At 44.3% G+C, this 14,275-nt stretch carries 10 protein-coding genes; 6 read left to right on the top strand and 4 right to left on the bottom strand.

The genetic code is table 11. From position 1 onward, the window contains the following. Positions 1-248 precede the first annotated feature (248 nt). From AC438_RS06095 to AC438_RS17410, 5 genes are all read left to right on the top strand, one after another. Positions 249-2,252 carry a S8 family serine peptidase gene (locus AC438_RS06095; protein ID WP_053980362.1) on the top strand — a complete coding sequence of 668 codons (2,004 nt, stop codon included), beginning with the start codon at positions 249-251 and terminating at the stop codon, positions 2,250-2,252. Positions 2,253-2,269: 17 nt separating this feature from the next. Next, positions 2,270-2,734: a hypothetical protein gene (locus AC438_RS06090; protein WP_053980361.1), complete on the top strand. Its 465-nt coding sequence runs from the start codon at positions 2,270-2,272 to the stop codon at positions 2,732-2,734. Positions 2,735-3,020: 286 nt separating this feature from the next. Next, positions 3,021-3,851: a putative porin gene (locus tag AC438_RS06085; RefSeq protein WP_053980360.1), complete on the top strand. Its 831-nt coding sequence runs from the start codon at positions 3,021-3,023 to the stop codon at positions 3,849-3,851. 852 nt (positions 3,852-4,703) lie between these two features. Then, positions 4,704-6,839 carry a M3 family metallopeptidase gene (locus AC438_RS06080; RefSeq protein ID WP_053980359.1) on the top strand — a complete coding sequence of 712 codons (2,136 nt, stop codon included), beginning with the start codon at positions 4,704-4,706 and terminating at the stop codon, positions 6,837-6,839. A gap of 130 nt (positions 6,840-6,969) precedes the next feature. Next, complete coding sequence (locus AC438_RS17410) at positions 6,970-7,212, top strand: GNAT family N-acetyltransferase (protein ID WP_394202469.1); 243 nt, start codon at positions 6,970-6,972, stop codon at positions 7,210-7,212. A gap of 414 nt (positions 7,213-7,626) precedes the next feature. Here the strand turns inward: AC438_RS17410 and recG are convergent, their stop codons facing one another. Then, positions 7,627-9,735: an ATP-dependent DNA helicase RecG gene (gene recG / locus AC438_RS06075; RefSeq protein ID WP_238376331.1), complete on the bottom strand. Its 2,109-nt coding sequence runs from the start codon at positions 9,733-9,735 to the stop codon at positions 7,627-7,629. Positions 9,736-9,845: 110 nt separating this feature from the next. Beyond that, on the bottom strand, positions 9,846-10,745 hold the full coding sequence (locus tag AC438_RS06070) for a hydrogen peroxide-inducible genes activator (RefSeq protein ID WP_053980358.1): 900 nt from the start codon (positions 10,743-10,745) through the stop codon (positions 9,846-9,848). An 85-nt stretch (positions 10,746-10,830) separates the two neighbouring features. On the opposite strand from AC438_RS06070, the gene AC438_RS06065 reads away from it, so the two are divergent. Continuing rightward, positions 10,831-11,778, top strand: coding sequence for a Rossmann-fold NAD(P)-binding domain-containing protein (locus AC438_RS06065; protein ID WP_053980357.1), 948 nt, complete (start codon positions 10,831-10,833; stop codon positions 11,776-11,778). Positions 11,779-11,904: 126 nt separating this feature from the next. Here the strand turns inward: AC438_RS06065 and AC438_RS06060 are convergent, their stop codons facing one another. Beyond that, positions 11,905-13,038: a lytic murein transglycosylase gene (locus tag AC438_RS06060; protein ID WP_053980356.1), complete on the bottom strand. Its 1,134-nt coding sequence runs from the start codon at positions 13,036-13,038 to the stop codon at positions 11,905-11,907. 296 nt (positions 13,039-13,334) lie between these two features. Next, entirely contained in the window at positions 13,335-14,201 is an 867-nt protein-coding gene (locus tag AC438_RS06055) for a delta-class carbonic anhydrase (RefSeq protein WP_053980355.1), read from the bottom strand. Positions 14,202-14,275: the final 74 nt, after the last annotated feature.

The following is a 14,275-nucleotide window of genomic DNA, read 5'->3' as shown; positions in this document are numbered from 1 at the left end:
CTTTCGATGATTTATTGTCTTTTTGAAAGTTTTGGCAAATGATTTTTTTGCTATCGCTATATTCTATGAAGGAGAATTTTTATTAATGCTCCTGTGATGGGTATGTTAAAAAGCGGGCAGGACGATGCAGTTTACTCAATGAATCACATCGGATGTGCTTTTTTGATAAGTCAGGTTAAAGCCGGCTCTGTATAGCGGTTGTAACCCATGTGATATCAATTAATGCAATGTAAGAGGTAAATAAACCCATGACGCGTATCAATAAAACTATACTGCCGCTAGTTAGCGCATGCTTGGTGGGCTTCAGCGCTCATTCAGATGCTCAGCGTTATTCCGATTTATTCGTCGATGAACAAGCCTATCGCGATAGCGATCCGCTATTTTTTATGCAGTGGCATTTACAAAATACAGGTCAAGCCGCTGAAGCGAAAAATACTGGTGATGTAGGCAATGATATTAATACAACGCAAGCGCATGTTAAACGCCGTATCCTGGGTGAATCGGTGAATGTTGCAGTTGTTGACTCGGGCCTTGCCATTGTACATGAAGATCTCATTGATAATGTGTTACCTGGTCGCTCGCGCAATTATATCGTGGGTGCCGCAGATCCTACAGACCCTACACCACCTCGCACTGAAAGTGGCGGTGACCACGGAACTTCAGTGGCAGGCTTGATCGCTGCGCGTGGGTTTAATGGCCTTGGTGGCCGTGGTGTTGCGCCTTTAGCAAGATTAATGGGCTTTAACTGGCTCGAAAACCAAAGTTATGAGTCTTGGTTAGAAACGCACGGTGGTGTTGGTGTAACCGATGATGCCCGTATTATTAATCAAAGCTATGGCTTTTCTCCTATCTGGCCGGTCCCTTTCGATAGTGCCGATAATCTTCAAGAAGAGGCGCACCTTGCTAATGTCACTCGTCGTAACAATAACGGTCGAGGTATTGTTTTTGTAAAGTCAGCAGGTAATTCATTTTCTCGCCTTAGTAACCCTGCCAGTGCGTTTACTTTTGTGAGAGAAGGTACTGCGACAGGCCCTCTACCGTGGTGGTGTGATTTTATACCTAACGATCCACGATGTCAGGGTTCAACCACCTACACGCCCGATATTATTTTTTCTGCTGATGCCCGTGATGCAACGAAAACACAGGCGCAAAGTTTACCTGCACAGGTAGCTGCGAGTGAGCCTTCAAATGCTAGCTTTTACCACACGACTATTTCTGCACTAAGCGCAGGAGAAAATAGCGTTGAAGGTCAAGGTGATGGGGATTTACTCTCGTCTTACTCAACCGTGGGTGCTTCTGTGTGGGTATCAGCGCACGGTGGCGAGTACGGTGAAGACAACCCTGCTATGGTCACGACTGATATTGAAGGCTGTAATGCCGGTTATGCAAAAACTGCAGCAACAGCTGCTTTTAATGACGGCACTCATCCGCTAAATACTGACTGTAATTATACGTCGACCTTTAATGGTACATCGTCTGCTGCGCCTGTAGCTTCTGGTGTGTTTGCTTTAGTATTTGATGCCAACCCTAATTTAAGCTGGCGTGATGCAAAAGACATTCTCGCTAAAACTGCGACTAAAATTGGCAGTAACTTTAAGCCAATTATTGTTGATACTGGGCTTGGTGATTTTGTCGCAGAGCCCGGCTGGCTTCGCAACGCCGCGGGTTATAATTTCCATAACTGGTATGGCTTTGGTCGTATCGATGCAAGTGCTGCAGTGGCAATGGCGTTATCTCCTAATTACCGCCCATTACCCGCAGTACAGGTTACTGACTTTATCCCCGCCCAAGCCGGTGCCGCAAGTCAAATTCCTGAGGGTCCTAATGGTGTAGCCCAAGCAATAGTTGTGCGCGATGCACTAACTGTTGAAGCCGTACAGGTGAAACTAAGTATTCGTCACGGCCGTGACGCTGACTTGGCTGTAGAGCTTGTTTCCCCCTCTGGTACAACCAGTATGGTGCTCACACCACGTAGTATGTATATTCTTGATCAGGGTGAGCCGGTAGAGCGTGAGCTCCAAGAAGCGCTAGGCACGCAAACTGACTTTAACGATACAGTATTTTTGAGTAATGCCTTTTACGGTGAAAACTCACGTGGTACGTGGACCTTAAGAGTTACCGATACCAACTCGGGTGAATTTACATTCTTTGGGTTTGAGCGTGAAACTCGCGAATTTACAGAGATTACGACCAGCAATAATAGTCGTTTAGGTTCAATCACTGCGGCATCATTACGTATTTACGGCCACTAAAAACACGAGGTACAAAAATGAAAAATATTATTTGTTTAATGAGTGTCATAGTTTCTTTGTCGGCGTTTGCGGATACTCAGGCTGAGCGAGATGAGAAACTTATTCGTGATTTGGAGCTACAAGGTGAGCTTACCGTTGAACCGGCTAAAACTAAAAAACTTACCATCAATCATTCATCGGCTAATCGTATTGATGCGGTTGTAACCGATGAAGTGGTAACAGACGAAGTCACTGAAAAAAGCGCTACAGATAAATTTACGCCAACGCGTATTGTTAAAGTCGTGCTTGAGAAGCAGCAATCGGCCGAATCTATTGCGAATGAGCTAGGCCTAGAGTTGGTGTCAGGTCATGATGGTCAAGTTGCCGCATTTAAAGTAAGTGAAAATCAAAATATACTCGATGCTGTTGCGACTTTAAAGGCGCATGCTGGCGTTATTGCTGTTAAACGTGAGCAGGTCATGCGTTTAAATCGCCCGCAATAAATGAAACGAGTATGATGTTAGTATTATTCAAGGCGGCTTTTTAAGCCGCCTTTTTTATATCTATCGACCTTGTTGTATGGTTGAGTATTGTCGATTGATTTTAGTCGGTAATTTTAAATGAATCATTTCTATAAAGTAGTCAGTGCATAATAAGCTGTATGATTACCATACTACCTTACTGTTTGATCGGTTAACTTTTAATTTGTTCAGCTTTTATTCATAAGGCGATCGCTACCCTTTCGCCACCTACGAATTATTCGTATTAATATCATTAAAAGGATGCCTTATGAAAAAAATACTATTAACTGCGTTGATTTCGACTGTTACTTGCTCAGCGGCTTTGGCCGATAATTATCAAATAGAATTAGAAGGAGGATATAGCAATCAAGAAGATAGCCTTGATATAGGTGATCGAGAGATTACTTCGGACCGAAAGGGACCCAGTTTAAGAGGGCGCTATTATTTTTCACCTATCGACACCCGTAATGCACCACTGACCGAAGCGGCCTTCCTAAATAAAGCATCATATATTGATGCTGGATATGCAGATCTTGAAACTACTTATAATTTTAATGGTTTTGGCTTGCCTGAAGAAGGTACGCATAGTCTCTTAAAATTATCGGGTCAGGCCGTTTTTAATGACTCATGGCTTGTTAAGCTAGGTGCCCACCGCCTTGAACAAGATAGTGAATCAGAAACCTTTAAAACTATCGGTTTTGGAGGGTATATTAATGACAATACAACTGTTGTTTTTAGTTATACTGATCTCGATGGGGGCAATGCATATGATCTTGCAATGCACAAAGTGATGAACCTTAATAATGATACCTATTTGAGTTTTGATGCAGGCCTAGGGCGCATAGAAGGTGATAATGATAGCAGCGAATCAGGATTTTTTATTGGTGCAAAGTACCATCCACTCGCGCGTCTTTCATTAGGTTTAGAATATCAGCATAGAAAATTCAATGAAGATTTATTTTTTGGGAAAGGGCTTAAAGCTAACGCGACTTATTTTGTGACGAGTAAATTCTCATTGTCGGCAGAGTACTTTACAGGCGAATACGTGTTCGGCTCAGATGTTTCTCGTTTTGATGTTAAGGCCGCTGTTAGGTTTTAAAAGTAGCTACCTTAATTCTGATGTCAGATAAATATTAATGTAACTCAAACCTGCATGCTATTCATATAGATGTGCAGGTTTGTGTGCATTTTTGTTCTCGTTGCCAATTTTAATGATATCTATGCTAGATCTGTTTTTAGTATGCAATCTATCCCATTAATACACGCCAGTCGTAAGCAAGATAACCTCCAAAGTGAATATTATAAGGCTCGAGCAGGCTTGCATTACGAGAGGGGCTTTTATATTGTGATAACCAACCCCGTTCGAGTTTATTGCTGCTTTAATGTGTATGCGAGCCCCATGAGTCGTTAATCTTAATGCTTTAGTATTAAATTGGGCCGCTATTTTCCAAAAAATTACTCTTTGTATGGCGTTGCCAATACTTATTTACCCTTAAAATGCCAATACATGGCCATTTTAAGCGCCCACCGGCTACCCATCAAAACTTACGTTCAGCGCTAAAGTCTAAGCGAGTGTATTGTTAGTCTTCTCTTTGAAGCCTTAGGGTTAACACTAGCGACAAATTCATATACGATTTAGAATGTAGCTCTGTCATTTGCCGGATAAGGCGAATATGGCGATTTACAGTGGTTGAAGCTGAGTCAGCTATCACCTGTAAAGTGCGTGTTTATGGAGTGGGTTTTATTGCGAATCTAACCGTAGTCATCAACAGGTTTTAGTGAGTATATTTATACAGCTAGTGGTGCTCGGGTAATCGATTGCCCCTTATTTACCCCTAAGGCTTGCGGAGTACCGATAAACCTGTACTGTCTTTCAATCAAATTTTGGTAAGTAAACAAAATTCTTCGGCTCGCAAAACCTATTGCAGCTTAATATTTTTATGGAGTTATTATGCGTAAAACACTAATTGCCACCGCAATTGCTAGCGCCCTAGCACTGTCTGCCTGCTCATCACATGAGACGCAAAACATGGTAAAAAAAGGCGCTACACACGTACAAAATCTTAATACTAAAAATGTATTGTTTAAGCCAAGCCCGTTAGAATATATGGCGCCTGAGTTTGATAAATTTGGTACTCAAGATTATGAAGCTGTATTTGATGCGGGTATTGCTCAGAATAAGGCCGAAATACAAGCGATTGCTAACAACCCAGCACCAGCGACTTTTGAAAACACGCTGGTTAAAATGGAGCTGTCGGGTGAGTTATTAAACCGTGTGGCCACCGCTTTTTATAACTTGTCTGGTTTGATCTCAGATGATGAATATCAGCGTATTGATGAAAAGATGGCACCGATATTTTCGGCTCACTCAGACGATATCTATTTAAATAGTGCATTATTTAAGCGCGTACAAACTATTTATGATAATCAAGACACATTAAACGCCGAAGATCAGCGTCTTGTAGATTTTTACTATAAGCAGTTTGTGGCTGCCGGTGCAAAATTAAGCGATAGCGAAAAAGCTAAAATGCGTAAAATAAACGCAGAGTTGGCCAAATTATCCACGGCATTTTCGCAAAATATTTTAAAGTCATTTAAAGAAGATGTGATTGTTGTTACCGATAAAAAACAATTGGCTGGTCTTTCTGAGGGTGAAATTGCAGGCCTAGCTGCTGCAGCAAAAAAAGCCGGCAAAACGGGTTATATGATTACGTTGGTTAATACAACACAACAGCCTATTTTAAGTAGTCTCGAAAATCGTGAGTTGCGTAAACAAATTTTTAATGCATCAGCAAATCGTGCCGCTAAAACAAATGGCCCAATTATTATTAAAGTTACTAACTTGCGGGCGCAAAAGGCTGAGCTATTAGGCTACAAAGATTGGGCATCTTATGTGATGACTTCTCGCATGGCGCAAAATACAGACAACGTTTACGGCATTTTAGATGACCTTGCCCCAAAAGCTGTTGAAAAAGCCAAAATAGAAGCCGCAGCGATTCAACAAGTGATTAATGAATCAGGCGAAACATTCGAGCTTAAGCCATGGGATTGGGCCTTTTATGCCGAAAAAGTCCGTGCAGCAAAGTACAATTTAGATCCAGCTTTGGTTAAGCCTTATTTTGAAATGAAATCGGTTATTCACGATGGTTTATTTTTTGCGATGAATAAGCTATATGGCATTACCTTTAAAGAGCGTAAAGATCTTCCGGTTTACCATGAAGATGTTACTGTTTATGAGGTATTTAATGCCGATAGTAGTGCTATTGGTCTATTTTACATGGATCCTTACGCACGTGAAGGTAAGCGCGGTGGTGCATGGATGAGTGCTTATGTGGGTCAAAGTGGTTTACAGGGTACTAAGCCTGTTATTTATAACGCGCAAAATATACCAAAGCCTGCCGCTGGTGAGCCTACATTAATGACATTTGATGAAGTATCTACCATGTTCCACGAATTTGGTCATGCAGCTCATGGTTTATTTTCGGATGTAAAATACCCAAGCCTAGCAGGTACGGCAACGGCACGCGATTTTGTCGAGTTTCCTTCGCAAGCACATGAAGATTGGATGATTGAGCCTAGCGTACTTGCTAACTATGCTAAGCACTACAAAACGGGCGAGCCTATCCCCAAGGCATTGCTTGATAAAGTGCTCGAGTCGCAAAAATTTAACCAAGGCTTTGGAACCACAGAATATCTTGCTGCAGCGTTGCTCGATATGGAGTGGCATTCGTTTGGCTCAGATAAAAAAATTGCCGACGTGCAACAGTTTGAAAACGAAGCACTCAAAAACCACGGCATTGCTTACTACCCTGTGCCACCGCGTTATAAGTCAAACTTTTTTAGCCACACCTTTGCCGGTGGTTACTCGGCGGGCTATTACGCGTACCTTTGGACCGAAGTATTTGCTGCTGACGCGTTTGCGCACATGGAAAACAACGGTGGTTTAACGCGTGAAAACGGTGATAAATTCCGTAAAGAGATTCTATCTAAGGGGAATAGCCGCGATTTAATGCAAAGCTATATTGAATTTAGAGGTCAAAAACCTACTACCGATGCATTACTTAAGCGTCGTGGTTTAGTCGAGTAATATCTTTATTTAGCGTACTCATTGCTATAGTGTAAAAGCCCGCTTGCGGGCTTTTTTTATATGCGGCTGTTGGTGTAATGTCATGTCTATCATTAATTTAGTGCATTAGGTGCTAATAAATGGATTCTGACTGACATGTAGCGAGCGGGTCAATCTTTATTTTAGCTTTAACTACGCGCATAGTGAGCTTAAGCTCAATAAACTCGTGGCAACATGCTCGGTGAATAATATTGGCTCATATAAATTACTCGAAAAAATAGGATTTAATCGCGAGGGCTGTTTACGGCAGAATTCCATCATCAGTAATCAATATATTGATGATTATGTTTACGGGCTATGCTTGGGGGATGTGCCTACGGGTCTTGTAAGCTGAGCAGCTTTCGAGGCGCTATTAATCTAGTCTGAATAATATGGACTGCAATATCAGCGATAAAACGAATAAATCAACGGTGCCCTAAACGCTTTTATTTTTAATATTTATATCGGTTTTTCCAAAGCGTACGCTGTTTTTTAGATTACCCTAAAAATAGCTGTTTTTATCGTAACTATTTAGCCAAGCTGAAGATTTTCACCTGATAGTGTCTAATGGATTATTTTCTGGGCACTTAAGCGCTGAGAGCGCTTATATAGCGCCTAATTTTGGTACCTCTGCATGGTTAGTTTTTATCAAGAGTTATTTAGTTGTGGATGTCGTCAAGATCGACTGTCTATATAGTGCCTAATATTGTATTTTGAGTCATTATTCATTAAATGCTTGCTCGTTACGTTTGTAACAAATATTTAAAAGTTACGCCTTAACAAATTCTTGCTGGTAATTAAACCATCGGCCCACTAGCGCCTTTACAACATCGGGTTGGCTTATAAGTAATGTTTTTGCCACTGAATGAATACGTTCAATCATAGCGCTATCGCGCTGTAAATTGGCCAGCCTAAAATGCATGTCGCCTGTTTGTTGGGTGCCGAGGAGCTCGCCTGGGCCACGTAGCTCTAAGTCTTTTTCGGCAATTACAAACCCATCGTTAGAGTGGCGTAATACTTCTAAGCGTGAGCGGCCCTGTTTAGACAGTGGATGGCCATACAATAATACGCAGTGACTCGCACGGCTACCACGGCCAACACGGCCGCGAATTTGATGCAGTTGGGCTAAGCCTAAACGCTCGGGATTTTCGATAATCATTAAGCTGGAATTAGGCACGTCAACGCCAACTTCTATTACGGTGGTGGCGACTAATAAATGTAAGTCGCCGGCTTTAAATTGCTGCATAACGGCTTCTTTTTCGCGGCTTTTTAGGCGGCCGTGAACGAGACCTATTTTTAGTTCAGGAGCTTCGGCTTGCAGCAGTTCCCAGGTTTTTTCGGCGGCAACTGCTGCCAAGCTTTCTGAATCTTCTACGAGTGTACACACCCAATAAGCCTGTTGGCCGCCGGCACAAGCGGCGCGCACGCGTTCAATAATTTGTGAGCGTTTGTTTTGGTTGATCATAACCGTGTTAATGGGTGTGCGCCCAGGCGGTAGTTCGTCGATGACTGACAGCTCTAAGTCGGCATAGGCTGTCATCGCTAAAGTGCGGGGTATCGGTGTGGCTGTCATGACTAATTGGTGAGGGCAGTGTGCACCGCCTTTTTTGCGCAGTGCTAAACGTTGTTGCACACCAAAGCGATGTTGCTCATCAATAATCACAAGCCCTAGATTTTTAAAAATCACATTGTCTTCAAATAAAGCATGTGTGCCCACGGCCATATTTGCTTCGCCACTTTGTAGTTGCTCGAGTGCTTTACGCTTTTGACTAGCGGTCACTTTGCCGGCTAACCAGGCTACTTTAAATCCTAATGCGCCTAACCATGTGCCAAAATTATTACGGTGCTGTTCGGCGAGAATTTCGGTTGGGGCGACGATGGCAGCTTGGTAGTTGTTGCCTAACGCGCACAGTGCGCTGAGCGCTGCGACTAATGTTTTACCTGAGCCTACATCGCCCTGCACTAAGCGATGCATAGGGACGTGCGTATTGAGATCTTGTTCTATTTCGTGAAGTACACGGGTTTGTGCCCCAGTTAACTTAAAAGGGAGTGTTTTAAGCAGTGCTTGCTTGAGTGTGTCATCGGCTGGCAGTGCTGGTGCTGGGTCTTGATGCTCGGTAAGGCGAGTTTGTTGCACCGCTAAATTGTGAGCTAATAACTCTTCAAAAGCGAGCCGCTGCAGGCATAAATGGGTGCCCATCATGAGGCTGTTAATGTCGGCGTCGGCCGGTGGATTATGGGCAAGGTGCAGTGCTTGGCTTAAAGTGCAGTGATTAAAGTGTGCGCTGATTTCAGCGGGGAGTAGCTCGGTGGGTGGGCTGCTATCTAGGCAATTAAGCGCTTGGTGCATTAATAAGCTAATGCGCTTTTGGGTTAAGCCCTCGGTGAGTGGGTATACAGGCGTTAATGTATCTTGCAGACCGTGAATATCGTCAAGCGATGTGACGCTCTGATATTCTGGGTGGTACATTTCTAGCCCTAGTGCGCCAGGGCGAGGTTCGCCGTAACAGCGCAAACAATTACCTACGGCCAATTGCTTTTGCTGGGCGGCTGTAAAAAAATAAAAGCGCAAAACCACTTGGCCAGTGTTGTCGGCAAGATTCACCACCAAGCTACGTTTTTTACCAAGCACTATTTGGCTACGGGTAATAGCGCCTTGTATCACTGCCGGTTGTAGTGCTTGCAGCTCACTCATGTCGGCAATACGCGTGCGATCGGCATAGCGCGCAGGCAGATGGAAGAGCAAGTCTTGTACGGTATTTAAATGTAGTTTGGCTAAAGTGGCGCCAAGTTTTGCACCTACGCCCTTGAGCGCGCTGACGGGGATGTTGTGTAGGGCAATATTGTTGGCGCTAGGTTGGGTAGGTTCACCGCTCACGTGATGGCCTCTTTGGCTATTGAGTTGAATTATCTGGGGTTGCTAGATTATGGGGCTACTGGATTATGGGTTCATAAGGTTGTTGGCTTATAGCATTGTGAGTGATTCGGTTACTTGTAGCTGTCAACAATGGCTTGCCTTAAAACATCGATCGCTTTATGCCTTGGAAAGCTAGCGCGCCATGCCATGCCTACGGCGCGTGTTGGTGTTATATCGGCAAAGGGCCGCGTGGTGAGTAATGGATTGTTTTTATCCGTGGCCGATTGCGGCAAAATCGTAATACCATAGCCCGACGCTACCATGTGCTTAAGGGTTTCGAGTGAGCTGCCTTCGGCGGCGGTGCGAATGAGGCCATGAGGGTCTGCGGCTTGTTCGCGTAAATCGGGTAAAGCCTCTAAAACTTGATCTCTAAAACAGTGGCCCTCGCCGAGTAATAAGACATTTTGGTCGTTAAGTTGTGCCGATGTAATGCTAGTGCTTTGGGCCAGCGGGTGATCGCACGCTAAAAGTACTACAAAGGGTTCTTCGTAGAGTTGCTGGGTCAGCACATCGGGCTCGGTAAAAGGCAGTGCGACAATAATGGCGTCTAGCTCACCTTGGCGAATGCGTTTGCGCAAAGTGGCGGTATAGGTTTCATCTACGTATAGCGGCATTTTGGGGGCGGCTTTGCGAATGGCTGGAATAATTCGTGGAATTAAATAAGGCCCAATGGTAAAAATAGCCCCAAGACGTAGTGGCTCACTTAAGTGGTCTTGGCTACTGCTAGCAATATCTTTTATGGTATTAACTTGTTCTAATACCCTTTGTGCCTGTCGTACAATTTGCTCACCCACTGGCGTTGGGTATACGCTTGATTTGGAGCGCTCAAAAATGGCGGTATGCAACTCTTCTTCTAAGCGCTTAACAGCAACGCTGAGCGTGGGTTGGGCAACGTGACAGCGCTCGGCGGCACGGCCAAAATGTTGCTCTTGTGCAAGAGTTACAATATAGCGCAGTTCGGTGAGTGTCATAAATATGTCCCGGCTGAATGAGTAATTTTAATATTGCTGTTGCTATTAATTATTGCATCTTAATAGGTTTTGATGGGTTTTTGAAATGACAAATTTAAGCACTACTTCACAAAATACGGCTTCACAGCCTACGGTGTCAAAAAGTACCACCGCAAAAAATACGACTCGGCACAGCTGCGATGTGCCCGTGGTTGTGTTTGCCGGTGCAGGCGATTTAGCTCAGCGCGCGATTGCCGACTTGCAAACGCTCTCGCAAGCTGCCGCCATCACAGCTATTGCTCGTAGTGCCAAGGTGATTGCTGGTGCTCAGTTTATACAAGGCGATTTGTTGGCCGCGCGTACACAAGAGGCAATTGCAGCGCTACAACCGAGTGTTATTGTGGTGACATTAGTGCCTAATGGCGGCGGCGAGTCTGGTTATCAGCAGGGCTATATCGCGCCGCTGCAAGCATTATTGGCGCGTTTAACGCACGGTGCGCAAGGCGCTAGTAGCGGGCCATCTAGCCCCTTTATTATATTTGCCTCTAGCACAGGGGTTTACCATCAAACCGACGGCAGCTGGGTGGATGAGCATAGTGCCACAAGCCCTGCTCACTTTAGTGGGCAGTGTATGCTGCAAGCCGAGCAACTCTTAGAGCAAAGCGGTTTACCGTATTGCAGTGTACGTTTTGGTGGGATTTATGGCCCTGGCCGTGATTTTTTAATTAAACAGGTGCAAGCCGGTCATGGCGGCGGGCCAGAATTTACTAACCGTATTCATCAACACGATGCAGGCCGCTGTTTAAGTTTTTTGGTGCAACAGGTATTGCAAGGCCGTGTTATCCCTAAAGTGTTGCTTGGCTGCGATAGCGCACCGGTTAGCTCACAAACGGTGAGGCAATTTATTGCCCAGCAATTAGGGTTGGCTAGCCATGCGTTAACGCCCTCGGCAAGCGGGCGTGGTGGTAATAAGCGCTGTAGTAATAAAGCGCTATTAGCATTAGGCTTTGAATTGCATTACCCCAGTTTTGAGCAGGGGTATTTGATGGAGTAGGTTTGGATGAACTCACGGTTAGGTCAGTTGAAATTTGAATAGGCTCAGTATTTTACCCGACACTGCGGTGGTTATTACTGAGCTTGCGGCTTTATGTATAGTCCTTTTATGCAGGTGATTAGGCTATTACTGTAATGAAATAGCGAGTGCCTCAAAGACCTCGGCGTTAGGAAATCCATCGGCGACTAAGTTATTTTTAAGTTGATATTGCTGCATAGCTTTGCGTGTTTTAGGCCCCCAAATACCGTCGGGCTTACCTATTTTATAGTCTTGCTCTAAGAGCTTTTGTTGCAGGGCTTTAAGGTGTTTATTGGTGAAAGGGTGCGGCTTGGCATTGTAATGATCTAGCCCATGGTTAATACCTGCGAGCTGGTCGGCGAGCAAGCCTACGGCGAGTGCGTAATTTTGTGAGTAATTCCATTTTAAAATGATCGAAAAGTTAGCGTACACCAAAAAAGCAGGGCCTAAATGCCCAGAGGGTAAAATGAGCTTAGCTTGCGTATCATAATTAGACAGTGGACGCTTGTAGGTTTTAGTGATGCCGAGTTTTTTAAAATGGCTGAGTGGGTACTTATCGCCTACAACCACTTGAGCAAAATCAAAGTTTTTAGGTAGCTCAACGGTGCGGCCCCAAATTTCTTCTTTATTCCAGCCAATTTTGTTTAAATAGTTAGCCGCGGATGTGAGTGCATCGGGTAGGCTACCCCACACGTTGAGCTTGCCATCGCCATCGCCATCAACACCGTAAGTGATCAGTGTGGTTGGCATAAATTGCATGTGCCCCATGGCTCCCGCCCAAGAACCCAGTAACTGATCGGGCTGAATGCGACCGTCATCTAATAGGGTAAAGATATTAAAAAGCTCTTGGGTGAAGTATTGACTGCGGCGCGGATCACAGGCGAGGGTGGCGAGTGCATTTAAGGTTTTTATCTTGCCTTTATAGCCGCCGTAGTTGGTTTCTAGCCCCCAAAAAGCCACAATGTAACGTGCAGGTACGCCGTATTGGCGTGCGAGTTTATCTAATAAAACTGCATGCTCAGCCAGCATGCGCTTGCCTGTTTTAATGCGGTATTCACTCATACGTTTGGTCGCATAGCCAATAAAACTTTCGGTAAACTCTGGCTGGCTGCGGTCGAGCTTTATCACGCGCTCAAGGGGCTCTAATGTGTTAATAATGTCATTAGTAATTAATGTAGAAAACCCTTTGCTAACTGCCTTTTTTCGCAGAGTCGATCGGCACTGCTCGAAGGCTTCATCCACTGTGGGGGGCTCCTGAGATAAAACCTTTGGGCTTGTGACAAGTAGCGCAGCGCTAAGGATGCTCAGTGAAAATGAAAGTCGTAGAGGCGAAAATATCATGGCTAGGCACAAAAAGTGGAATTGAAAAATGATAGTAGCGTAATCTGGCTGTCGGTAGAAGTCTTCGCTGTAGGTTTGGCCTAAAACATTGATTAACCGCCACAGCCAGCCGAAATTAAGATCACTATCCAAATATTACACGGGAATGACTACAGACTTGGACGAGTAGATCACAAGCCTAATCGCTTAGCTTGCGATTAATTAATGACAGACAATAACTTAGGGTTGATGACTAAGTTACGTACACCATGAGCATGATCTTCATTAAACACGTTGTCATTACACCACTGCCCGACTGAATTGATATCTACCACAGCGACTTTAGGTCTTACACTCCAGCTGACTTGCAATGGAGAGGCTTTTTCGTTGTATGAAGGCCCAGTTGTCGAGCCTAAATATTCAACGGGTACACCCATGTTGTTGGGTATATTTGGCGCTTGATGATAACCATTTACTCTATTGACTTTTGTTAATTTTTTAAAGTCAAGTGCGTTGTTATCATTAGCTAGTACCATTACTTGTCCTTCTACTCTAAGGTCTGGGTTCATGGTGCTATCAGCCAAGCAAGCGCCTAGGGTTGGCCCTGGAGTAATCTGAGCAGAGGAATACACGTAGTGTACTTCTATCGTATCGCCTGGTTGTAATGGGTGGCCCTTAGCTGCGCAGATTTTGTTTTGCACAGGTTTCATTTGAGCATCGGTCAATTTGCCATCGTAGACAAAGCCAGTATTTGAGCCTTTACCATCACCATTGCCAGCGTAAGTGGTGAACTCTCCCCCTGCGTGCTCTGCGTTTTTGTGGAAGTGGATATTACATAAATTAAGCTGGCTACGGTTTGGTGCCATTGAAAAACTGCGTAAGTTTAAGCCATAACCCTGATCAATATCACGAGGGGATTGTGGTCCAAACCCTTTGCCATCAGTACTGGCTTCTAGGGTGGCTCTTTGTTTGGCCACAACACTATCGCTGACTGTTTTAGCGCTTGCCGACGCGCTAAATATAAATGCACTTGATACGGCTAAAGCCAGTAAGTTATTTTTGCTCAACAGTTTTATTGTGTTCATTCTTATACCTTGTTAAATAAAAGATCTGGTATTGTCAATGTTACCTTCGAATACCGGTGCCAGCCATTAAAATT

This window comes from Marinagarivorans algicola, assembly GCF_001292705.1.
GTDB lineage: Bacteria > Pseudomonadota > Gammaproteobacteria > Pseudomonadales > Cellvibrionaceae > Marinagarivorans > Marinagarivorans algicola.
This window is presented reverse-complemented; position numbering and strand designations above follow the sequence as displayed.